Source organism: Myroides oncorhynchi (assembly GCF_020905415.1).
GTDB classification, from domain to species: domain Bacteria; phylum Bacteroidota; class Bacteroidia; order Flavobacteriales; family Flavobacteriaceae; genus Flavobacterium; species Flavobacterium oncorhynchi_A.
In genome coordinates this window covers 1,195,866-1,217,523 of sequence record NZ_JAJJMP010000001.1, presented here as the reverse complement: position 1 = coordinate 1,217,523, position 21,658 = coordinate 1,195,866, and the positions used below count along the sequence as shown (strand labels likewise).

The window sequence follows — 21,658 nt, the reverse complement described above, 5'->3', positions numbered from 1 at the left end:
CAGTAGATAAATATTGTTAGTATTTATCTTTGTAAAAAATTTAAAACAAAATGGCTAAGCAAGTTCGTGTGCGTTTTGCACCAAGTCCAACAGGACCTTTACACATTGGTGGCGTAAGAACCGCATTATTCAATTATTTATTTGCTAAAAAGCACAATGGTGTATTCTATATTAGAATTGAGGATACAGACCAAAATCGCTTTGTACCTGGAGCAGAAGCTTATATTTTAGAGGCTTTAGAATGGTTAGGGATTTCACCTGACGAAACTATTGGTAAGAATGAGAAGTTCGGACCTTATAGACAGAGTGAACGCAAGGAATTATACAAACAATATGCTGATCAACTTATAGAGAACGGTTGGGCATATTACGCTTTTGATACAGCTGAGGAATTAGATGAATTGAGAAAAGTAGCAGAAGCTGAAGGAAAGACGTTTATATACAATCATACCAATAGAGAGCAGTTAAGCACATCTATTAAGTTAAGTAAGGATGAGGTAGCTACTAAGATAGCGAATGGTGATGCGTACGTTATACGCTTTAAAACACCAGTTGGAGAGACATTGCACTTAAAGGATATTATCAGAGGTGATATCAAGTTTGAGACAAGTCTATTAGACGACAAAGTATTGTATAAGAGTGATGGTATGCCGACTTACCACTTAGCTAATATCGTGGATGACCATTTAATGGAGACTTCACATGTGATTAGAGGAGAAGAATGGTTGCCATCTATGCCATTACACGAGCTATTATATAAAGCATTCGGATGGGAAGCACCTGAGTTCGCTCACCTTCCACTAATCCTTAAGCCAGTAGGTAATGGTAAATTATCTAAGCGTGATGGTGATAAACTTGGTTTCCCAGTTTTCCCATTAGATTGGCAAGATCCTACATCAGGAGAGAAATCTTCAGGATATAGAGAGAGAGGATTCTACCCTGAGACAGTGGTAAACTTCCTTGCTTTATTAGGTTGGAATGACGGAACAGATCAAGAGATTTTCTCTTTAGAAGAGTTAGTAGAGAAGTTTGATTTAACACGTGTACACAAGGCTGGGGCTAAGTTTGACCCAGAGAAAAACAAGTGGTTTAATCAACATTATTTAAAGCTTCAGAGTGATGCTGACTTAGCTGTGGCTTATCAAGCTATCCTTAAGGAAAAAGGTATTGATGCATCTGATGCTTATGTAGAGAAAGTAGTCGGACTTATTAAAGAGAGAGCTACATTCGTAGTTGATTTCTATGAGTTAAGTGACTTCTTCTTTGTAAAACCAACAGAGTATGATGCTAAGGCATTAAAGAATTGGAAAGAAGATACTTCTGATATTATGAATCAAGTAGCTGCAGTGATTAAGAGTATCGAATCATTTGAAGCAAAGAATATTGAGACAATCGTTAAAGATTGGATCAATGAGCAAGGTATCGGAATGGGGAAAGTAATGCAACCCCTACGTCTAAGTTTAGTTGGAGCTGTTAAAGGTCCAGACTTGTTTGATATCATCGAAATGATCGGAAAAGAAGAAACAATCGAAAGATTAGCAATAGCTGTAGAAGCTAATAAATAGTATAAGTAAGCCCTGGAATTATATTCTGGGGCTTTTTTTATTGTTATAGCTTATTTTTTGATATTGATGATAGATTTGAATTAATTGCTTAATTTTAAATAACAATTTACAACTATCAATATGAGAAAGTATTTATACATAGGATTAATCGCTTTAGGAATGGTATTTACATCGTGTTCTAAGGATGATGATAGTGCTGGAGCAAAGGCTGAGAAAGAATGGATCAAATTCGTGCAGAAACACCTTATAGGCGAATGGACTCCCTATCAGATAGAAGTAAAACCGCTGATAGGTGCTGCTGTTTTCAATACTCCTTATCACCATAAAGCTAACTGTAATAAAGATAAGCTTCTATTAAAGGATGACTTCACAGGAATGTTTAATAAGTCAGTTGAAAATTGTGTTTTAGCAAGCACTAATTTTAAGTGGAATCACAAGTTAGGAGAACTTAGTTTTACTCTTCAAGATGGTACAGAAGTCCAAACAATTCTACTTAAAAAATCTGAGAAAGTACTTGTATTAGCACTACCTGCTAAGGCTGTAAAGCCATATCTTATACCTTTATTCCCAGAGATAGAACATCTAGAGCATAGTCAGTTAAGTAAGTTGTTTGCTAATATCATATTAGTTAAGGAATAGATTTGGTATTTAGTAAATAAATTTTTATTTTAACAGGATAATTCATAAAAATTGCACTATGACACCAATGTACTTTATAGTTGGAGCGATAGTAATACTATTGCTTTTAGGTTTTTTTACAGTAAAACAGCAGTCAGCTGTTATCATCGAACGATTCGGAAGATTTAATAGTATTAGACATTCAGGATTACAAATTAAGATACCTTTCGTGGATAGAAAGGCAGGGGTAGTTAACCTACGCATCCAACAATTAGATGTTTTAATTGAGACTAAGACTAAGGATAACGTATTCGTTAAATTGAAAGTTTCTATTCAGTTTAAGGTTATTCAAGATCGCGTTGAAGATGCGTTCTATAAATTAGAGTATCCACACGATCAGATTACATCTTATGTTTTCGATGTTGTACGTGCAGAGGTACCTAAGCTGATATTAGATGATGTATTCGAGAGAAAAGATAACATAGCAGTAGCAGTAAAGCGTGAATTAAATGAGGCAATGACTACTTATGGGTATGATATAATTAATACACTAATTACAGATATTGATCCAGATATTCAAGTTAAGAACGCGATGAACCGTATTAATGCTGCGGATAGAGAGAAAGTGGCAGCTGAATATGAAGCTGAAGCTAGTAGAATACGTATCGTAGCAAAGGCAAAAGCAGAGGCGGAATCTAAACGCCTTCAAGGACAAGGTATCGCTGACCAACGTAGAGAGATTGCTCAAGGACTAGTAGAGAGCGTGGATGTATTGAATAAAGTTGGAATTAACTCACAAGAAGCTTCAGCTTTAATAGTGGTTACTCAGCATTATGATACACTTCAGTCTGTAGGTGCGGATAGTAGATCTAACTTGATCTTACTACCTAATGCTCCATCAGCAGCTAGTGATATGTTGACGAATATGATAGCATCATTTGCTGCAAGTAGCAAGATGAAAGAAATGAGTATAGATAACGGTAATTCTAATCGTTATGATGGATCTTCTACCAGAAATGATAATAGTAGTCACGGCGGGTATGAACAAGCCTTAGAAGACGAATAAATAGCATAAAAAAAGCTCCTGAAAGTTCAGGAGCTTTTTTTATGCTATTTATTATTTCGTATCTTTTTGAAAAAGTATTTCATTGCCGCGGATATCAGAAAAGCTTGAGCATTATTAGATCCTTTGACAAAGGACGTAACAGTACCAAAAGTATTCCTAACGAGATTATTTGGTGTTAGTTCTTCTTTGATATTATCTACAGATTGAAAGATCTTATAGTAATGAATATCTTTCTGAACTTTCAGAATCTCTAAATCAGCATTAATTTCTTCAATAGAGGAATATGACTTCTTCATCAAATAAATATTTAATCGTTAAAAATTATTTCAGACAACTTCTTGATAAATGGTCTCTCTACTAGGGGCTTTCTAAATATATAAGCTATAAATGCAATGATTAGATAAAAAGTTCCCATCATTAAAAAACCGATAGCATTGCTTTCAAAATATACAGCTAGGGCATAGGCAGCACATAGAGAAAATAAGAAAAGAGACATCATAATAAAAAGTGAGACAAGCAGTAAAGTCATAAACTTACTACCAGCTTTAGCTGTAACTTTAAATCCCCATAAGCGATAATAATCCAGACTAGTATTGATTAACTCCTCTGAATCTTTTCGTATATCACTTATATTATCCTTTATATCCTCAAATGCCATTATCTACCTTATTATTTTTTAACGCTATCTGCTATTGTATCAGCTTTAGCTTTTAATTCGGCTAATTTTTTTTCTAAGTTAGCAATAACATCGTCTTTTTTATCTTCTGAATTTGCTAGAAATTCATTGAATCCAGTTTCGAAGTCATGCTTCTTTTTAGAAACAGTGTTGCGAACTTGTTTTTTTAATTCGTCAATCTTATCACTTAAATCATCTTTCGAATCATTAAAGGATTTTTTTATTTTTTTACGTGTTTTTTTTCCTTCATCAGGAGCAAATAAAATTCCTAATCCTGCTCCTACTACTACTCCCGCTAATACTGCGATAGCTGTATTTCCTAAATTCTTTGACATAACAATTGTTTTTAAAATGATTAATACTTTAAAATTAAACAAAAAATGGTGCTTTAACCGTTAATACTTAGTTAAAACACCATTTTATAATTATATTATCAATAAAATCTATTATTTCTGTTCAAGTTTTGACCATGTATCTCTTAAACCTACAGTTTTATTAAATACTAATTTATTGGCAGTACTTTCTTTGTCTACACAGAAGTAACCTAATCTTTGGAATTGGAACTTATCCCCCTCTACAGCAGTGCTTAAGCTTGGTTCTAAATATCCTTTAACTACTTGTAGTGAATTAGGATTAACGAATTCTACAAAGTCAACCTCTTTATTTCCATCAGGATTTTCATCTATGAATAGACGATCATAGATACGCACTTCAGCCTCTACAGCATGTGGTATAGATACCCAGTGGATAGTTCCTTTTACTTTTCGCTTACTCGCTTCACTTCCACTTCCACTTCTACTGTCTGCATCATAAGTAGCGTGTATCTCAGTGATGTTTCCATTCTCGTCTTTCACTACGCTTTCACCTTTGATGATATAAGCATTTTTAAGACGTACTTCTTTACCAAGTGTTAGTCTAAAGAATTTGTTATTCGCTTCTTCTTTAAAGTCTTCTTGCTCGATATAAAGCTCTTTAGAGAACGGAACTTTACGGTAAGTCATAACTTCCTCTTCCGGGTTATTCTCAGCGTCTAACCATTCTTCATAATCTTCTGGATAGTTAGTAATCACTAACTTCACAGGATCTAAAACAGCCATAACACGAGGAGCAATTTTATTTAAATCTTCTCTAATACAAAATTCTAAAAGAGATACATCGATAAGGTTATCTCTCTTCGCGATACCAATCGTATTAGCATAGTTGACAATAGAAGCCGCTGTATACCCTCTTCTTCGCAATCCAGAGATTGTAGACATACGTGGATCATCCCATCCAGTCACAAATCCTTCGCTTACTAGACGAGCTAGTTTACGCTTGCTTACTACTGTATGAGAAAGGTTTCTTCTAGCGAACTCGCGTTGTTTTGGGCGTATATTATTCTCATCAACGATCTGATCTAAGAACCAATCGTATAATTCTCTGTGAGGAAGGAACTCTAAAGTACAGAATGAGTGTGAGATACTCTCTAAGTAGTCACTCTCTCCGTGAGCCCAATCATACATTGGGTAAATACACCAATCGTTATTCGTTCTATGGTGAGCCTTTTTCATGATTCTGTACATGATAGGGTCACGCATAAGCATATTAGTATGTGCCATATTTATTTTAGCACGTAAGATATGAGTACCTTCTTCGAATTCACCGTTTTTCATTCTTTCGAATAAATCTAGGTTCTCTTCTACAGATCGATTTCTATATGGACTATCTACACCTACAGTAGTTGGAGTACCTTTTTGTTGCGCCATAACTTCTGAAGTCTGGCTGTCTACGTATGCTTTGCCATCCTTAATCATTTGGACAGCCCAGTCGTATAACTGTTGGAAATAGTCAGAAGCATAAACCTCATTTGCCCATTTGTACCCAAGCCATTCTACGTCATGTTTGATTGCGTCAACAAACTCCTGTTCTTCTTTAGATGGGTTGGTATCATCAAAGCGCAAGTTAACAGGCGCATTGTATTTAATACCTAATCCAAAGTTTAAACAAATAGAACTCGCGTGACCTAAATGTAAATAACCATTAGGCTCAGGCGGAAAACGGAAATGAAGTTTTTCTGTAGGCAAACCATTCTTGATATCTTCTTCAATGATTTGCTCAATAAAGTTTAATGATTTCTCTTTTGTTGACATGGAAATAATTATTATAACTACAAAGGTATCAAAAAACTAATCAATTGCTGATAGTCTTTCGGCATATTATACATATAAAGCAGTCAAATTATTTGTACTTTTAGCCTTTATTATACAAATACGACTGTTATGGGAATAATTAAATTAAATAATATCAGAACTTTTTCTTTTCATGGATGTATGGATGAAGAGGCAAAAATAGGTTCTGACTACCGCGTAGACTTAATAGCTAAAGGAGATTTTACTATGGCAGCAGCTACAGATGATCTTCACTACTCTATAGATTATGTTACTTTAAACACTATCGTAAAGGAGGAAATGGCTATCAGATCTAAATTGTTAGAACATGTAGCACAACGAATTATTGATAGAATACTACTTGAAATAACAATGGTAGAGGATATAACGGTACTAGTTTCTAAAATCAATCCTCCTGTGGGTGGTGACGTAGAATATGTAACTGTTGAAATGCAAGGAGTTAGATAAATAGTGTTCAAATTGTTGTAAAAAAGTACATCGAATGGTTTTGAAATATCAAAATTAGTTGTAAGTTTGCAATCCAATTCAAGGACAAGGCTTTGTGTCCGAGTGGCTAGGAAGCGGTCTGCAAAACCGTCTACAGCGGTTCGAATCCGCTCGAAGCCTCAAACTAAAGGATAGTGTAACAGCTATCCTTTTTTTATGTCTAAAAGTTAAGAAAACAATATAAGGGATCACAGTCAAAAGTTGGGGACTAGGCAATATAGTTGAGTCAAGAGCTCATCAAGAGTGGCTCAAGAATTCTTCAATAAAAAGGACTTATAGCGGAACAATGTTGGGGTAATGTTGAAGAAATATTGAATCACAGTCAAAAGTAGGGAACCTAGTAAAATACTTAGTTAATCTAAAGGACAATTTTTTTTATCTCTAACGTCTATTTACATCTATTGGAGTTGAGACTTCTCTGCTTTAACACCAAAAATTTACCTATAGCTTTGCAGCTAAGTACTTGGGATTATATTCCAATCGTGTATTATTATTTCTCTTGTTTGTTTATTTGTCCAATGATTATGATGTACATGTAGCTTAAGTGACTTGCCTCATAATGGAAAGTCTTCAATGGTAATTATACTATGAAAGACTTTTGAGATTGATTGTGGATCAGCTGATTTCCATAATTATACTTTTCTTCGAAGTAGATATGTAGTTTTGATTCTGATTCTTCTATTTTTATATTATTAAAGTGTTCTACTAAGTAGGTAAGATTAATTTTAGTATTTCTGGGCTATCCATTATAAGGCAAAGAGATTATTTTACACTTTTCTACCCAATTTTGAATGTTTATATTAAGTGTAATTTACTTATTTTGTCTTCTCTAGATTAGAAAGAGGTAGATTGATACCATTTTCAGTTGATTTAGGCAATATCCCCTTTATCATGATTACTAGTCCGAAGATTATAATAACGATACTACTGATCTTCTTTACTTTTAGGATGTTTTTAGCAGTTAACTTCTCTCGTAGTTTCTTAGCTAAGAATATTTTAAATAGGTCAGTAATGAAGTAAGCTAGAATAGTGAATCCAAAGAAGGTAAACATCTTGTTAGGATCCATATCCATCTGAGGACCTAATGTGATGATGATACCTAGCCAAAAACCAAGTACTCCTACATTAATAAAATTAAGTAAGAATCCTTTAGCAAAGAGGTTTAAGTATTCACGTCTTAGATTTGGTGGTGCTAGTTGTAAGGTATGTACCTGTACTTTCTTTAGTTTTACAAATGATATGATACCGTAAGTTAACATAATCATTCCTCCAAAGAGAAATAGTGCAGGGTCATCTTTTATTGCATTGATTAGTTTAAAACTACTGAAAAACGCTATAGCAAAGAATACCGCATCAGCTAGTATTACACCTATATCAAATGCAATAGCTGCTTTAAAACCTCTAGTTATACTTGTCTCAATAAGAATAAAAAAAACAGGGCCTATCATAAAACTTAGAAAGAATCCAAGTGTGACACCTGTTAATAAATTATCAAACATCCTATATAATTAAAAAATGCCAATCCTAAAATTGGCATTTATTCAAAATCTTTTTGCAAGATACATTATTTTTAAATAATATGTGTGTTTTACTCACTTACTTTTGTAATTACACCTCCTAAAACGTTCTTCTCGTTTATTTTTTTAGGGTTTCCAAAAATTCTAATTTCTCCACCTGCTCTAACTTTAGCCTCTACTAAATCACTCGCTTTTACTTCAGCAATTCCTCCTGCATTTACCGTTACAAGAGCTTGATTAGAGTTTAAATCTTTGTTTTTTACTTTTGCTCCTGAACTATTTAGTACATCTTGTACATTTGTTTTTCCTGTTAGGGTAATTACTGATCCTGCACTTGATTTAATTATTGCTTTATCTGTATCTATTTGGGCTGTAATAATACCTCCTGTTTTAGCATTAAGAATTAATGAGGTAGCTTTAATTGCTATCTCTCCTTTTATAGTTGCTCCTTGTTCTGCAACTATTTCACTTAAATCTTTATAGTACAGTTTAACCTTAATATCTTCTCCCTGAAAACTATTAACGAAGTTCATTTTAACTTTTAAGAAACCATTTTTGTTTACTACATTAACGTATTCTTCTTTATCTCCTTCGATTTCGATTTTACCTTCTTCTCCAGGTATAAGGGTTAAGGCAATTTGGTCATAAACAGCTAGTTTTTTAAACTCTCCTACTACCTTCGTAGTCTGAGCGAATGTAAGTGTACTAGCCATAAAAGCTATAATAAGAGCTATTTTTCTCATGTTTAGTTTACTTTTTTAATATAGTTGAAGTCTAATTGTTTTTTCACTAGATCTGCATTTTTTACAGTTACAATAACTTCGTCACCTAGTTGTAATAGTTGTTTAGTTGACTGACCTACTAAAGCATATTGTTTGTCATCAAAGACAAAATAATCGTCTTTAATCTCTCTAATACGCACCATACCTTCACATTTGTTTTCTACTATTTCTACATAGATACCCCACTCTGTAACACCAGATATAACACCAAGGAATTCTGTATCCTTTTGGTCTAGCATATATTTAACCTGCATGTATTTAATACTGTCTCTCTCTGCATTAGCAGCCAGGTTTTCTCTAGAAGAACAGTGAGAACATTTAACCTCAAAAACTTCTGGATTCACATTAGCGCCATGGTCTAAATAATGTTGTAATAGCCTGTGAGCCATAACATCAGGATAACGACGAATAGGTGATGTAAAGTGTGAATAGTAATCAAATGCTAGTCCATAGTGACCAATATTGTTTGTAGAATAACTTGCCTTACTCATACATCTGATTGCTAGTGTATCCACAAGATTTTGTTCTTTCTTGCCTTCTACATCTTTCAGTAGTTTATTGATAGATTTAGAGATACTTGCTTTAGATTTAAAGTTTAGATTATGTCCGAATTTAGAGATAACATTTTGAAGACCGAATAATTTCTCTTGATCTGGCTCATCGTGAATACGATAAACAAAAGTTTTCTTTTGTTTACCTATAAACTCAGATACTTTTCTATTTGCAAGTAGCATAAACTCTTCGATCAAGTGGTTAGCCTCTTTAGATTGTTTAAAGAATACACCTACAGGTTCAGCATTTTCGTTTAAGTTAAACTTTACTTCAACTTTATCAAATGATATAGCACCGTCACTCATACGTTGTTTACGCATTATTTTAGCTAATTCATCTAGTTTAAGTACTGCATTCGCTACTTCTTCACTGATTTCTTGATCTTCACCTGTAAGCGAAGTGTCAGCAGGTATTACTCTATCTTTAGAGTCTATGATATACTGAGCTTCTTCGTAAGCCATACGTTGATCAGAATGTGTAACAGTGCGTCCGAACCACTTGTTTTTAATCTCAGCCTTGTCATCTAATTCAAATACTGCAGAGAATGTAAATTTATCTTCATTAGGTCTAAGCGAACAAGCGAAGTTAGACAATACTTCTGGTAGCATAGGTACTGTTCTGTCTACTAAATACACGGAAGTAGCTCTGTTATAAGCTTCTTCATCTAAAATTGTACCTTCTTTTACATAGTGAGAAACGTCAGCGATATGAATACCGATTTCGTAGTTACCATTCTCTAATACTTGGAATGATAAGGCATCATCAAAGTCTTTTGCATCTTTAGGGTCAATGGTAAACGTAAGCACTTCACGCATATCTCTACGCTTAGCTACTTCATCATCATTGATTGATGTATCTATTTTGTTAGCGAAGTCATCTACTTCTTTAGGGAATTCAGCTGTTAATCCATATTCAGCTAAGATAGCATGTATCTCGGTATCGTGTTCTCCTTGTTTACCCAAGACTTTCATTACTTTACCAAATGGGCTATCAGCTTTCTCTGGCCAATCTTCTAATTCCACTACAACAACTTCTCCATCGCGAGCATCCCCTACTTTTTCTTTAGGTATGAATATGTCTGTGTACATTTTAGCATCTGATGTAGAGACAAATGCAAAGTTCTTTTGAATTTCAATAACTCCAACGAATTGGTTTTTGTGTCTTTCAATAACCTCTACCACTTCACCTTCTGGTTTTTTACCTTTTCGTTTGTTGTAGATATACGCTTTAACTAAATCACCATCAAGTGCTTTGTTTAAGTTGTTCGTTGGGATAAATACATCCTCCTCTACTCCTTCTACTACTAAGTAAGCTGTCTTACGAGACGTCATATCTATACGTCCTTCTACATAATTAGCTTGAGGGATAAATCTGTATTTACCAGTTTCTATTTCTTCTATTTTTCCTTTAGCGATAAGGTGTTTGATCTCCTTAATGATTTCATTTCTACCTTGTGTATCATCTACTCCTAACTGACCAGCTATCTGCTTATAGTTATAAGATTTGGTTGTGTTCTTAGATAAGAACTTTAATATTTTAGGAGCAAAATCAAATGATTTACTCTTCTTATGTTTAAGGTTTTTTGCCATTTTCTAATTCATTATGTTTACCTAAAATAGGGTTGGTAATTATTCTTAAATGTACGAATTACTAACTGTTTTATCCTATTTTTAGTAATATTTTAATTTGATTGTTTTAATCAACGATAGTATTTCCTCTTTTGTAGCTAAGTTTTTGAAGAAATAGGTCGAGAAATAACTCTTTAGAGAAAGGAAGGTTGAGTTATTTAATACTTATATTTTATCGTTGATCAGTACACTGTACTTTCATTGTTTTAAGTACGTTTGATAATGCAAATTTATAGTGTTCTAGTTTATTTTCCAAAAATCTCTTAAAAAGAGAAGTGAAATAATACAAAAAGCAAGAATAAGGTACCTCAATATCCTATTCTTGCTTTACAATTTATTCCTTTAACGTAGTGTAAAAGTGGATTAGTCAAAGTTTAATCCATGTGAGAACTTCCCATTTTCGTAATAGTCTATTTTGATTACTTTTTCGTTTTTGTAGTAACTTCTCTGGTCAAGTTTTCCTCTAGAGGTAAACTTATCTTGTTGCGTAATAATACCCTCTACGTATGTAGTTGTATATTTTATTTTACCATTGTCATAAAAGCGGTGGTGTAATTCTTTCTTATCGTTTCTGAATAATGTCTCATATTCTATCTTTCCATCATCATCATAGAACTTACTTATCCCCTCTTTTAATCCCTCTTGATAAGCATATATTCCCTTTGTCTTGCCATTTTCATAAAAGGTTTTGTACTCTCCTTCTAGCTTACCTTGTACATATTTGCCTTCTGAGAAAAGCACTCCATTTCGATAGTACGTTTTTCTAATCCCAGTGCGCATTCCTTTTTCATAAGTGACATCCTCTACTTTTATGTCATAGTCATTGTATCGTTGTATTTTGCCATTTAACGGCTTGCCGTCTAGTTGAAATAATACAGCTTCTTCTTGTCCATATACATTTGTTATTGTGCAAGTAAGCAAAATACATAAAATTGAAAATATAGCTTTACTCTTCATCTTCATCAGGATTAAAGGTTTGCATTGCTTTAATAACTAGTGGTTCGTGGACACTTTTATAAATGACATCTGATTGATCTACCAGTTTTCCTTTAGCATTGTGTAGAGTCGGTCTACCTACTTCATACCCGTTTTGGAATGTTCTTTTGATGTATAGATCAGCAGCAGCATATTGTTTGTACTCCCCATCTAAGAGACCGTTGACATAGTTCATTTCTTTAACAGGATTACCTTTAGTGTTCGTGACTTTTCTTAAACCACTCCTCTTGCCATTTAGATAATAATTTTCTTCTAGTAACGTACCTGCAGGGGCGTATACTTTCTCAGGACCATCTTTTTTATCATTCTTATAAAGTGTTTTAATCTTTACTTTGCCATTAGGGTGATAATAGAAGAATTCCCCATCGAGTTTATCCTGTATATAGGTAGATTTCTGTAGAAGCTTCCCGTCTAAGTAGTCTTTTGAAATCCCATTAAGTACTCCATTTTTATAATTGTACTCATCTTCTAGCAGTCCATTTTCTGAGTAAGTTTGAGCTAATCCTTCTCTATCTCCATTTACGTAATTTGTAGAGTAGGTTAGTTTGCCATTTGCATAATATTCTTTAAACGTTCCGTTTAGTTCGTTGTCTTTGTAGGTACATTCTTTTTTTAGCTTTCCATTATCGTAGTAGCTTTTATTAATACCTTCTTTTTTACCATTGACTAAGGTTACCTCTTCTGCTAATTGGTTGTTGGCATAAAAGCACTTTAGCTTCCCATTTTAGGGCTTATTTGTATCCGCATATTTGTAAGTACCATCGTCTATTTGTGCATACATACTTATAGAACAGAAGACTATGCATAGTATTCCTATTAATCTAAGTTGTCTCATATTCAACTGTTTTAATTATACTTATAGGGTTCTATAAAGTTACTGATTTATAATCTGTTAGTTGTTTTTGCTATACCCATATTTATGGTGTTAATTACTTGTTGATTTGACTAAAAGGGCGTAATTAGAGAATAGAGTAATTTTTTGAGGATAATGATGCCTTTTATGTAGTATAACTAAGATTATTTATAGCAATTAATTATATAAACCGAATTGTATTTAAAATTTCGTACTTTAGAAAAACCAACAAAAAAATTATATTTATGAACACTATTTCTTATGTGCATGGTGCATCTGATACACCATTGTTAGGAGAAACCATAGGACAGAATCTAAAAAAGATAACAGATCAATACCCCAATAACGAGGCATTAGTCAGCGTTCATCAAGGATTCAGAGCAACTTACCAAGAGTTCTATAACTTGACTACTCAAGTTGCAAAATCATTGTTAGCGCACAATATACAGAAAGGGGATCGCGTAGGGATATGGGCGCCCAACTGTTATGAATGGGTGCTCATGCAGTTTGCTACAGCTCGTATAGGGGTAATTCTAGTTAATATTAACCCTGCTTATCGAGCACATGAGATAGAGTTTGCAGTTAATCAATCAGAAATATCTCTTATTGTATCTGCCCCAAGTTTTAAAAGCAGCGATTACAGAAAGATTATCTCCTTGATTTTTGAAGATTGTCCTTCGTTAAAAGAAGTTGTTTTCTTAGGAGAAGAATGGGATACTTTCTTATCAGATAGCGATCAAATAACAGATGGAGAACTAGCCATTATAGAAGATTCTGTACAGTTCGGAGAAGCTGTTAATATACAATATACTTCAGGGACTACAGGTTTCCCTAAGGGAGTAACTCTTACACATCACAATATCCTAAACAACGGCTATTTTATTGGCAAGCGTTTAAAGTACACTACTGCAGATAGAGTCTGTATCCCAGTGCCTTTTTATCACTGTTTTGGGATGGTTATTGGTAATCTGTGTTGCACTTCTCATGGAGCTACAATGGTAATTCCAAATGATGGATTTGACCCAGCGAAGACTCTTCAGGTAGTACAAGACGAGAAGTGTACTTCATTATATGGTGTACCTACTATGTTTATCGCAGAGTTACAGTTGCCTAACTTTAAAGAGTACAACCTTACTTCTTTGAGAACGGGAGTTATGGCAGGCTCGTTATGCCCTGAGCAAGTAATGCGTAAGGTAAAGTCTGAGATGAATATGGAGGAAGTGAGTATCTGTTATGGTATGACAGAGACTTCACCTGTATCTACTCAAACTCATATTGGTATTGATATTGTTAAACAGACGACCACAGTAGGAACTGTACAAGATCATCTAGAAATAAAAATTATAGATCCTGAAACTGGTAGAATAGTACCTAGAGGTGAAGCAGGCGAACTGTGTACACGTGGGTATTCAGTGATGCTGAAATATTGGAATAATCGCACACTGACTTCTGAAGTATTAGATGAGAATAGATGGATGCATACAGGAGATTTGGCTACTATGGATGAAGATGGATATATCGCGATTACAGGGCGTATGAAGGATCTTATCATTCGTGGTGGAGAGAACATATCACCTAAGTGGATAGAGGACTTCTTATATACGCATCCAAATATTGCCGATGTACAGGTTATCGGTGTTCCTGATGATAAATATGGAGAAGAGATTATGGCTTGGGTTATTCTTAAACCTGGAATGACCGTTACTCCTGAGGAGCTAAAGGCGTTCTGTAATGAGAAGATAGCCCACTTTAGAATACCGAAGTATTGGAAGTTCGTATCAGAATTCCCAATGACCATATCAGGTAAGGTAAGAAAAGTAGAGATGAGACAAATAGCAGTGGAAGAATTAGGGGTGTAGAAAAGATTTATTCTTAACTTTGTACAAAATTATTCAACACAACACACAATGAAAATAGCAATCGGAAATGATCACGCGGGACCTGAATACAAAAAGGCTATCGTGAAGTATTTAGAAGACAAAGGAATTACTGTAACTAACTATGGAGTAGATGACTTTTCATCTGTAGATTATCCTGATTATGCACATAAAGTAGGTGCAGATATAGATGAAGGTAAGGCAGACTTCGGTATCGTTATCTGTGGTAGTGGTAATGGTATAGCGATGACCGCTAATAAGCACCAAGGTGTACGCTGTGCATTGTGTTGGACTAAAGAGATAGCTGAGTTAGCGAGATTGCATAATGATGCTAACGTGATCAGTATACCTGCTCGTTATACTTCTATAGAACAAGCTGTGGCGATGGTAGAGACTTTCTTAAATACAGCTTTTGAAGGTGGAAGACACCAGAATAGAGTGAACAAGATTACTTGCGCATAAGTGAGTAATCAGCATATTTTAAAAACAAAAAAGCACGTAGTCTATAGACTACGTGCTTTTTTGTTTTATTACTGTCTTTGATTATATTCTGTGATATATTTCACTATTCCCCATACTCCTTCATCATCTGCTGTATTGCATTAGAGAATAGAATAGTTACTCTTGAGATTTTTTTTCTGCTCTAGTTTGTTCTATAAGTTTATCTAATCTGTCTAAAGCTCCTGATGCTTTTAATTCTTCAAAAAGTTTGTTCGCAGCTTCTAGTTTAGGATTGTGTATTTCTGTATAGATAACATCATTTGTTTCTATAATATCTGAAGTAGAGGCTTTCATTCGCTTATTTTGTTCTATAGTTTGTTTCATGACTAATTAGTTTAGATGTCTTTAAATTGGTGTAATCATATAACCAAAATACTTTGTATCCTTCTTAAATATTACAAAGCCACCATTAATAGTTAATCCATAAATGACAAAGTATTTAGATAGATTATCATAGTTATTTGATATAGCCATTCTGTATAATCGCGTTCTTGCTGGAGTACTGCCTGTAAAGTATATTTTATAGAAACCTTTATCATCTGTAAAGTCAAGGACAGCCCTAAATACAGTAGCCAATACTCTATTCATATCACCATTATTACTAACAATTCTATCGTTTATACGTAAAAAATCCTCATTAGAATTTGTTCTATCTCCAAAGCTTAAATTATAAGCTTTTGATAAGGTCAAAGATAATAAATTTCTTGATTACTTTGCTATCAGATACACTAGTAAACTCATAGACTGTTTTTTCTTTATTCGCTGTAAGTGAGTAGTATGGGTACCGCATATCTAACCGATTAGGGTATTAGAAATGCCAAGTTAGGGATAATCTTAAAGACTAAATAACAGTATTCAAAGACTGCCTTTATTTATTCCACCTCGAAGATAGCTTGTATCTCTACAGGAGAATTAACAGGGATAGAGCTTGCACCTAAAGTACCTCTAGCGTGCTTACCCTTATCGCCAAATATAGCTACGGATAAGTCAGATGCTACATTCATTAGATTAGCATGTTGGGTATAATCAGTAGTGGTGTTAAATATACCCGTCAGTTGTACCGTTTTCTTTACTCTGTTTAGGTCGCCATTTACCGCAAGTTTAAGCACAGCGATTACGTTAAGCATAGTTTGCTCTGTAGCCTTCTTAGCCTCTTCTTCTGTGACGTCTACTCCTACTTTACCAGGATAGAGTACTTTCCCCTCTTTCAGAGCCACTTGATTAATGAAGACAAGATTACCTGATCTAGAGTACGGAGTATAGTTCCCTACAGGATTAGGCGCTGTAGGTAGTATTATATTCTTTTGTTTTAACGTTGTTTTGATATCTGTAGTCGGTTGTTTAGCGATAGTAATTTCAGTCTTATTAAAAGTTCCTTTTAAGGCTGTAGCTACTTTAGCGAAGTTCATTCCTTGCTCATAAGCGACTAGTAATTCGCTCTCACTCGGGCGTACGACTGCCTTATTAGAGGCAAGGCTACTTGCTCCTAAGACACTGTTCCCCTGCGGAATGCTCTTATCTAGCTTATCCATAGCTCTGATGCCATTCGATACTAGTATCATCCCATGTACTGCTAGATTGTTCCAGAACGACTGTAATGCTAGCTCCTTCCCCGCTCCACTACCAGCAGACATAAATACCGCCGTAGGCATTCCTTCTAAGGTATGAGCAGTCCATAGATCAACAGTCTTCGCTAGAAAGGCACTCATCGGAGTACTGATATTACCAAAATAGACAGGCGATCCCCATACGATGCCATCATAAGTAGGTAGCTCCTCAGGTGTAGCTATCTGTAGATTACTTAACAGTGCGTTTTCTGAAGGTTGTACTAGTTTTATAGTCGCCTCTGTGTGAGGATTGCTTTCTATTCCCTTAGCGATTTTTTGTGCCATTTTATATGTACCTCCCGTATCAGAGTGGATAAGTACTAATATTTTGGTTAGGGTATCTTTTGCCATAATCTGTGATGTTGTGAAGAGTAGTGCACAAGTGATTAGTGCAGTATATAATGTTTTCATATTATTTATTTTAAGTATAATCACAAAGGTATGTATGCAGTTTATATTATATTTGTCAAAAAATATATGCAAAACGCCAATATCAAATGTGGATTGACTGAGAAACTCTTAGGAGTATATGATGATACTAATGAGGTACAGGCGTATGTATGGTATGAGGACAACTTCGTTCACGATGAATATCAGCACGCTCATCAGCGATATCAACTCACCTATGTAGAACAGGGCTATCAGTACCTTCACGTAGATAACTGTATCTATCTAGTGCCTCAGTATCACGTAGCTTGGATACCTTCTGGACAGCAGCACGCTACTACTTCTACAGCGAAGGATATCAACCTAAAAGTACTGTTGTATAAAGATGTGCCGGCTGACTCATTCTATGATCAAGTACATATATTCCCTGCGCCTACTGTGCTGAGAGAGATGCTACAGTACGCGACGAAGTGGAACAGAGTAGTCCATACAGAGTTAGAGAAAGAACAGTTTTTACAGGCTATTCTGATGAGTTTAAAATCGTTCTGTGAAGAGAATCAATCGCTTCAATTACCTATTCCTACAGATCATAGGTTAATACCTGTATGTGCTTATATCAATGAGCATTTTACCTCAACGCTAGACTTAGATGAACTAGCCAGTATCTCTACTATGTCTGTGCGCAATCTACAGCGCCTGTTCAAACTAGAGACGGGTATCACTCTACAGAAGTACCTTCAGATCATCCGTATCTTGAAGAGTATAGAGCTAGTAGATACAAGAGAATTTACCTTGAGCGAAATCGCTTTTAAAGTAGGATATAAGAGCCTAGTTGCTTTTAGGAACTCTTACTTTGACATCATGAAAGTATATCCTAAAATTAAAAAATAAGCGTATACACCCCTGACAAAAGGTTGTCACTACCCTACTCTACTTTTGCTCCATAATCTTAACAATAGAAAGTATGATACGCTTAAGTAATGCACCAGTGTGTGCGATGGAGTTCACCAGTTTTAGAAAAAAAGCAACAGTCAGTGATGACGAATTATTATTTGTAGTAGCTCGATTTGAGCGACAGCTGACCCAAGTAGAAGGACTAGTATATCATTGCTTAGTGCGCAACTATGATAACGAGTATGCGAATGTGCTGTTCGCTACTTCCATGGATGCGATTAAGTCATTAGAAACAGTGATAGGAAATACAAAAGAAACCCAAGACTTTTTCAGTATGGTAGACATGAATACAGTGCAGATAGAGTATCATGAGATAAGTAAGTCTAACTTCACAGTGCCTTCCTACTTTGGCTGTATTGAGAATGGTAAGTTTTCTCTTAAAGATACCGCCCAAGCCTCTACTCTATTATCTGCTTCGGATGCTGTAGAAGAATCTTACCTCAATGCTTTCGAGAACACAAAAGGACACTTTATCTCCACTCGTGGCGATAACCAATATGCCGAAATCGTATTAGGTCTAACCTTAGGCAATACGAAGGAGATTTGCTATGGTTATTTTGGGAATGAGGCTTGTCTTTCTCTTCTTGGTTTAATCGACGAGGGCAGTATGAATCTTGGTTTTTGGTATGTTTGACCCGTCCTGAAAAAACTGTACAGTTTTAAATACCAATAAGAGATGGAAAAGATTAAGATACAAGAGACTTATGACTGTGGTTATAAGTCTTTTTTTTTTTGGGGGGGTATTATCTTTTAAACACCATAAAAAACAGGGCTACCTGTATCGCTAGTATTGCGAAGAACTTGACCTTAAAGGAGTCTTTAGATATCTTATGTCTAAGTTTACTCATCGCAATCCATGCACCTAGTGTTCCTCCAAAAAAGCAAAGAGACAAGAGATTCTTCTCAGAAACACGTCTTTTGTTTTTAATAGCTTGTTCTTTATCATGAGCAAAGATGGTATAGGCTAGGTAATTAATTATAAACAGATAAAGGAATAAAAACTTCATAAGATTTATTTATTGTTACAAAGGTAGTATTTTAGCTATTCTTAAAATAATAAAATATGACGTTGATTGAGTTTATTCAACAAGCTGTGAATGCAAGTGCGAAGAGTATTGAGAATACCTTATCTCTATTAAGAGAAGGGGGGACGATACCGTTTATCGCTCGATATAGAAAGGATAGTACTGGTAACTTAGATGAAGTAGTTATAGAGAAGATAGCACGATATAGTGAGCTGTACGATGGGATAGTAAAGAGAAAAGAGTCTATCCTAAATTCGATAGAAGAACAAGGTAAACTGACTGATGAATTAAGACATAAGATCTCTAGTAGCTTTGACTTGACAGAGATTGAAGATTTGTATTTACCTTATAAGAAAACACGTAAAACTAAGGCCGATACAGCTAGAGAGAATGGATTAGAACCGTTAGCTAAAGTAATTATGGCTCAGAATGCTACTGATGTAGAGTCTATTGCGTCTAACTATCTTAATGATAAAGTAGGTAGTGAAGAAGAGGCAATACAAGGGGCTTCTGATATTATCGCTGAGTGGATTAATGAGAATATGTATGTGCGTAAATCACTGAGAAGAAAATTTCAACGCAGTGGTGTGATCACTACTAAGGTGGTTAAGGCTAAGAAGGATGACGAGCTTGCACAGAAGTTCGTACAATATTTTGATTGGGCTGAACCTGTGTACAAGATACCTGCACACCGTTTATTAGCGATACTAAGAGCAGAGAACGAGGGGTTCATTAAGTTTAACGTAGCAATAGAGAAAGACGAGGCGATTAGCTTTATAGAAGACAATGTAGTAAAAGGAAAGAATGAATGTGGGAAGATAGTAGAGAAGGCTGTAGCAGATAGCTATAAACGATTATTAGAACCTGCGTTATCTAACGAGGCATTAAGTGAAGCAAAGGAGAAAGCAGATGCTAATTCGATACAAGTGTTCGCTGATAACTTGACACAGTTATTATTAGGCTCGCCATTAGGTCAAAAGAGAATATTAGCGTTAGATCCTGGATTTAAGTCAGGGTGTAAGGTAGTCTGTCTAGATGAGCAAGGAGACTTGCTATATAACGAGACTATATTTCCTCACGCACCACAGAAGGATACAACTATGGCAATGAAGAAGATCCGCTCTATGGTGAATGCCTATAATGTGGAGGCTATCGCTATCGGTAATGGTACTGCTTCTAGAGAGACAGAGTTCTTTATTAAGAAGATCGCTTTTGACAAACCAGTACAAGTATTTATAGTGAATGAGGCTGGAGCATCTGTATATTCTGCATCTAAGATAGCGAGAGAAGAGTTTCCTACTTATGATGTAACGGTTAGAGGTGCTGTGTCTATCGGACGTCGTCTATCAGATCCTTTAGCAGAGTTAGTGAAGATAGATCCTAAGTCTATCGGTGTAGGTCAATATCAACACGATGTGGATCAGACGATGCTTAAGAAGGAGTTAGATAATGTGGTGATGAAATGTGTGAACTCAGTTGGGGTAAATCTTAATACCGCGAGTAAATCTCTATTAAGTTATGTATCTGGTATAGGGGAGAAGATGGCTGAGAATATCGTTCAATATAGGGCTGATAATGGACCATTTACCAGTAGAGCAGCACTAAAAAAAGTACCTCGATTAGGAGAGAAAGCATTCCAGCAGGCAGCGGCATTCGTGCGAATTAAGGATGCAAAGAATCCATTAGATGATTCTGCAGTTCACCCTGAAGCATATAGTGTAGTAGAGAAGATTGCTAAGGATATGAAAGTCTCTATTGGTGATATGATTTCAAATAAGGCATTAATCGCTCAAGTGGATACTAAGAAATATGTTACTGGAGAAGTAGGAGTATTAGCGTTACAAGATATCTTGAAAGAGTTAGAGAAGCCAGGGCTTGATCCTAGAAGAAGTGCTAAGGTATTTGAGTTTGACCCTAGTGTGAAACAGATTACAGATTTAAAGATAGGGCAAGTACTACCTGGTATAATTAATAATATTACCAATTTTGGTTGTTTTGTTGATGTAGGGATTAAAGAAAGTGGACTAGTTCATATATCTCAGTTAAAAGCTGGTTTTGTTTCAGATGTTAATGAGGTGGTTAAGCTGCATCAACATGTACAAGTTAAGGTTACTGATGTAGATGTAGCTAAAAAGAGAGTACAGCTATCTATGATCTTAGAATAATAAAAGGACATTTATTTTAAAAATACTTCTTGAAACTTTGTTTTTGGCACGGTAGTTGTTTTTAATGTAGTACTTGAGTTTGAAAACAATAAAGTGTTATTGAAAAAGAAAACGAACAGGTAAGTAGTGTTTTTATTATGTTTTATAAGTGAAAGTGCCTATCTATTATTGTCAAGATAGGCACTTTTTTTGTTTTATATTATTGATAATCTATATTGTATAGTTATTTAATCCA

The 21,658-nt window shown here is 35.0% G+C and carries 22 protein-coding genes, 1 tRNA gene and 1 pseudogene; 10 read left to right on the top strand and 14 right to left on the bottom strand.

The genetic code is table 11. From position 1 onward, the window contains the following. Positions 1–50 precede the first annotated feature (50 nt). The 3 genes from gltX to LNQ81_RS05375 all read left to right on the top strand — a co-directional run bounded on the left by gltX (position 51) and on the right by LNQ81_RS05375 (position 3,249). On the top strand, positions 51–1,565 hold the full coding sequence (gene gltX, locus LNQ81_RS05385; RefSeq protein WP_229945132.1) for a glutamate--tRNA ligase: 1,515 nt from the start codon (positions 51–53) through the stop codon (positions 1,563–1,565). Between the two features lie 120 nt (positions 1,566–1,685). Next, positions 1,686–2,204, top strand: a complete 519-nt coding sequence (locus LNQ81_RS05380) for a hypothetical protein (RefSeq protein ID WP_229945131.1) — start codon at positions 1,686–1,688, stop codon at positions 2,202–2,204. 58 nt (positions 2,205–2,262) lie between these two features. Next, on the top strand, positions 2,263–3,249 hold the full coding sequence (locus tag LNQ81_RS05375; protein ID WP_229945130.1) for an SPFH domain-containing protein: 987 nt from the start codon (positions 2,263–2,265) through the stop codon (positions 3,247–3,249). A gap of 44 nt (positions 3,250–3,293) precedes the next feature. On the opposite strand, the gene LNQ81_RS05370 is transcribed toward LNQ81_RS05375, so the two are convergent. From LNQ81_RS05370 to LNQ81_RS05355, 4 genes are all read right to left on the bottom strand, one after another. Continuing rightward, a complete protein-coding gene (locus LNQ81_RS05370; RefSeq protein ID WP_229945129.1) occupies positions 3,294–3,545 on the bottom strand; it encodes a DUF6327 family protein in 252 nt (83 codons plus the stop codon). Between the two features lie 11 nt (positions 3,546–3,556). Beyond that, on the bottom strand, positions 3,557–3,907 hold the full coding sequence (locus LNQ81_RS05365) for a hypothetical protein (protein ID WP_229945128.1): 351 nt from the start codon (positions 3,905–3,907) through the stop codon (positions 3,557–3,559). 11 nt (positions 3,908–3,918) lie between these two features. Further along, positions 3,919–4,260 carry a YtxH domain-containing protein gene (locus LNQ81_RS05360; RefSeq protein WP_229945127.1) on the bottom strand — a complete coding sequence of 114 codons (342 nt, stop codon included), beginning with the start codon at positions 4,258–4,260 and terminating at the stop codon, positions 3,919–3,921. A gap of 111 nt (positions 4,261–4,371) precedes the next feature. After that, positions 4,372–6,054: a glutamine--tRNA ligase/YqeY domain fusion protein gene (locus tag LNQ81_RS05355; protein WP_229945126.1), complete on the bottom strand. Its 1,683-nt coding sequence runs from the start codon at positions 6,052–6,054 to the stop codon at positions 4,372–4,374. A 129-nt stretch (positions 6,055–6,183) separates the two neighbouring features. Here LNQ81_RS05355 and folB point away from each other — a divergent pair, with 129 nt between their 5' ends. Both folB and LNQ81_RS05345 read left to right on the top strand, forming a co-directional pair. Then, positions 6,184–6,540 carry a dihydroneopterin aldolase gene (gene folB, locus LNQ81_RS05350; RefSeq protein WP_229945125.1) on the top strand — a complete coding sequence of 119 codons (357 nt, stop codon included), beginning with the start codon at positions 6,184–6,186 and terminating at the stop codon, positions 6,538–6,540. 88 nt (positions 6,541–6,628) lie between these two features. Beyond that, positions 6,629–6,699, top strand: a tRNA-Cys gene (locus LNQ81_RS05345). 695 nt (positions 6,700–7,394) lie between these two features. Here LNQ81_RS05345 and LNQ81_RS05340 read toward each other — a convergent pair. From LNQ81_RS05340 to LNQ81_RS05315, 6 genes and pseudogenes are all read right to left on the bottom strand, one after another. Then, entirely contained in the window at positions 7,395–8,078 is a 684-nt protein-coding gene (locus LNQ81_RS05340; protein ID WP_229945124.1) for a LysE family translocator, read from the bottom strand. Between the two features lie 89 nt (positions 8,079–8,167). Then, complete coding sequence (locus LNQ81_RS05335; RefSeq protein ID WP_229945123.1) at positions 8,168–8,839, bottom strand: head GIN domain-containing protein; 672 nt, start codon at positions 8,837–8,839, stop codon at positions 8,168–8,170. Positions 8,840–8,841: 2 nt separating this feature from the next. Next, complete coding sequence (rnr, locus tag LNQ81_RS05330) at positions 8,842–11,019, bottom strand: ribonuclease R (protein ID WP_229945122.1); 2,178 nt, start codon at positions 11,017–11,019, stop codon at positions 8,842–8,844. Positions 11,020–11,421: 402 nt separating this feature from the next. Beyond that, positions 11,422–12,021, bottom strand: coding sequence for a toxin-antitoxin system YwqK family antitoxin (locus LNQ81_RS05325; protein WP_229945121.1), 600 nt, complete (start codon positions 12,019–12,021; stop codon positions 11,422–11,424). Beyond that, complete coding sequence (locus LNQ81_RS05320; RefSeq protein WP_229945120.1) at positions 12,005–12,229, bottom strand: hypothetical protein; 225 nt, start codon at positions 12,227–12,229, stop codon at positions 12,005–12,007. Before LNQ81_RS05320 ends, LNQ81_RS05325 begins: the two co-directional genes overlap by 17 nt. Positions 12,230–12,364: 135 nt before the next feature. Continuing rightward, positions 12,365–12,703, bottom strand: a pseudogene (locus LNQ81_RS05315) (toxin-antitoxin system YwqK family antitoxin); the annotation flags it as partial. A 449-nt stretch (positions 12,704–13,152) separates the two neighbouring features. Between LNQ81_RS05315 and LNQ81_RS05310 the strand changes: the two are divergent. Next, a complete protein-coding gene (locus tag LNQ81_RS05310) occupies positions 13,153–14,766 on the top strand; it encodes an AMP-binding protein (RefSeq protein ID WP_229945119.1) in 1,614 nt (537 codons plus the stop codon). Between the two features lie 48 nt (positions 14,767–14,814). Further along, complete coding sequence (rpiB, locus tag LNQ81_RS05305) at positions 14,815–15,246, top strand: ribose 5-phosphate isomerase B (protein WP_229945118.1); 432 nt, start codon at positions 14,815–14,817, stop codon at positions 15,244–15,246. Between the two features lie 156 nt (positions 15,247–15,402). On the opposite strand, the gene LNQ81_RS05300 is transcribed toward rpiB, so the two are convergent. From LNQ81_RS05300 to LNQ81_RS05290, 3 genes are all read right to left on the bottom strand, one after another. Further along, the gene (locus LNQ81_RS05300) at positions 15,403–15,609 is read right to left on the bottom strand and encodes a hypothetical protein (protein WP_229945117.1); all 207 of its coding nucleotides are present in this window, start codon (positions 15,607–15,609) and stop codon (positions 15,403–15,405) included. Between the two features lie 21 nt (positions 15,610–15,630). Beyond that, a complete protein-coding gene (locus LNQ81_RS05295) occupies positions 15,631–15,975 on the bottom strand; it encodes a DUF6934 family protein (RefSeq protein WP_229945116.1) in 345 nt (114 codons plus the stop codon). A gap of 182 nt (positions 15,976–16,157) precedes the next feature. Beyond that, positions 16,158–17,303, bottom strand: coding sequence for an Atu1372/SO_1960 family protein (locus LNQ81_RS05290; RefSeq protein ID WP_229945115.1), 1,146 nt, complete (start codon positions 17,301–17,303; stop codon positions 16,158–16,160). A 66-nt stretch (positions 17,304–17,369) separates the two neighbouring features. On the opposite strand from LNQ81_RS05290, the gene LNQ81_RS05285 reads away from it, so the two are divergent. Beyond that, a complete protein-coding gene (locus LNQ81_RS05285; protein WP_229945114.1) occupies positions 17,370–18,170 on the top strand; it encodes an AraC family transcriptional regulator in 801 nt (266 codons plus the stop codon). Positions 18,171–18,243: 73 nt separating this feature from the next. Then, the gene (locus LNQ81_RS05280) at positions 18,244–18,867 is read left to right on the top strand and encodes a hypothetical protein (protein WP_229945113.1); all 624 of its coding nucleotides are present in this window, start codon (positions 18,244–18,246) and stop codon (positions 18,865–18,867) included. A gap of 109 nt (positions 18,868–18,976) precedes the next feature. Here the strand turns inward: LNQ81_RS05280 and LNQ81_RS05275 are convergent, their stop codons facing one another. Continuing rightward, positions 18,977–19,240 carry a DUF1294 domain-containing protein gene (locus tag LNQ81_RS05275; protein ID WP_229945112.1) on the bottom strand — a complete coding sequence of 88 codons (264 nt, stop codon included), beginning with the start codon at positions 19,238–19,240 and terminating at the stop codon, positions 18,977–18,979. A 56-nt stretch (positions 19,241–19,296) separates the two neighbouring features. On the opposite strand from LNQ81_RS05275, the gene LNQ81_RS05270 reads away from it, so the two are divergent. Next, positions 19,297–21,423: a Tex family protein gene (locus LNQ81_RS05270; RefSeq protein ID WP_229945111.1), complete on the top strand. Its 2,127-nt coding sequence runs from the start codon at positions 19,297–19,299 to the stop codon at positions 21,421–21,423. Positions 21,424–21,658: the final 235 nt, after the last annotated feature.

Coding starts and splice junctions, on each gene's coding strand:
- LNQ81_RS05360 (WP_229945127.1), bottom strand. CDS start 4,260: ATGTCAAAGAATTTAGGAAATACAGCTATCGCAGTATTAGCGGGAGTA.
- LNQ81_RS05380 (WP_229945131.1), top strand. CDS start 1,686: ATGAGAAAGTATTTATACATAGGATTAATCGCTTTAGGAATGGTATTT.
- LNQ81_RS05355 (WP_229945126.1), bottom strand. CDS start 6,054: ATGTCAACAAAAGAGAAATCATTAAACTTTATTGAGCAAATCATTGAA.
- gltX (WP_229945132.1), top strand. CDS start 51: ATGGCTAAGCAAGTTCGTGTGCGTTTTGCACCAAGTCCAACAGGACCT.
- LNQ81_RS05335 (WP_229945123.1), bottom strand. CDS start 8,839: ATGAGAAAAATAGCTCTTATTATAGCTTTTATGGCTAGTACACTTACA.
- LNQ81_RS05270 (WP_229945111.1), top strand. CDS start 19,297: ATGACGTTGATTGAGTTTATTCAACAAGCTGTGAATGCAAGTGCGAAG.
- LNQ81_RS05290 (WP_229945115.1), bottom strand. CDS start 17,303: ATGAAAACATTATATACTGCACTAATCACTTGTGCACTACTCTTCACA.
- LNQ81_RS05375 (WP_229945130.1), top strand. CDS start 2,263: ATGACACCAATGTACTTTATAGTTGGAGCGATAGTAATACTATTGCTT.
- LNQ81_RS05365 (WP_229945128.1), bottom strand. CDS start 3,907: ATGGCATTTGAGGATATAAAGGATAATATAAGTGATATACGAAAAGAT.
- LNQ81_RS05300 (WP_229945117.1), bottom strand. CDS start 15,609: ATGAAACAAACTATAGAACAAAATAAGCGAATGAAAGCCTCTACTTCA.
- LNQ81_RS05370 (WP_229945129.1), bottom strand. CDS start 3,545: ATGAAGAAGTCATATTCCTCTATTGAAGAAATTAATGCTGATTTAGAG.
- LNQ81_RS05285 (WP_229945114.1), top strand. CDS start 17,370: ATGCAAAACGCCAATATCAAATGTGGATTGACTGAGAAACTCTTAGGA.
- LNQ81_RS05325 (WP_229945121.1), bottom strand. CDS start 12,021: ATGAAGATGAAGAGTAAAGCTATATTTTCAATTTTATGTATTTTGCTT.
- LNQ81_RS05275 (WP_229945112.1), bottom strand. CDS start 19,240: ATGAAGTTTTTATTCCTTTATCTGTTTATAATTAATTACCTAGCCTAT.
- folB (WP_229945125.1), top strand. CDS start 6,184: ATGGGAATAATTAAATTAAATAATATCAGAACTTTTTCTTTTCATGGA.
- LNQ81_RS05280 (WP_229945113.1), top strand. CDS start 18,244: ATGATACGCTTAAGTAATGCACCAGTGTGTGCGATGGAGTTCACCAGT.
- LNQ81_RS05310 (WP_229945119.1), top strand. CDS start 13,153: ATGAACACTATTTCTTATGTGCATGGTGCATCTGATACACCATTGTTA.
- LNQ81_RS05320 (WP_229945120.1), bottom strand. CDS start 12,229: ATGAACTATGTCAACGGTCTCTTAGATGGGGAGTACAAACAATATGCT.
- rnr (WP_229945122.1), bottom strand. CDS start 11,019: ATGGCAAAAAACCTTAAACATAAGAAGAGTAAATCATTTGATTTTGCT.
- LNQ81_RS05340 (WP_229945124.1), bottom strand. CDS start 8,078: ATGTTTGATAATTTATTAACAGGTGTCACACTTGGATTCTTTCTAAGT.
- rpiB (WP_229945118.1), top strand. CDS start 14,815: ATGAAAATAGCAATCGGAAATGATCACGCGGGACCTGAATACAAAAAG.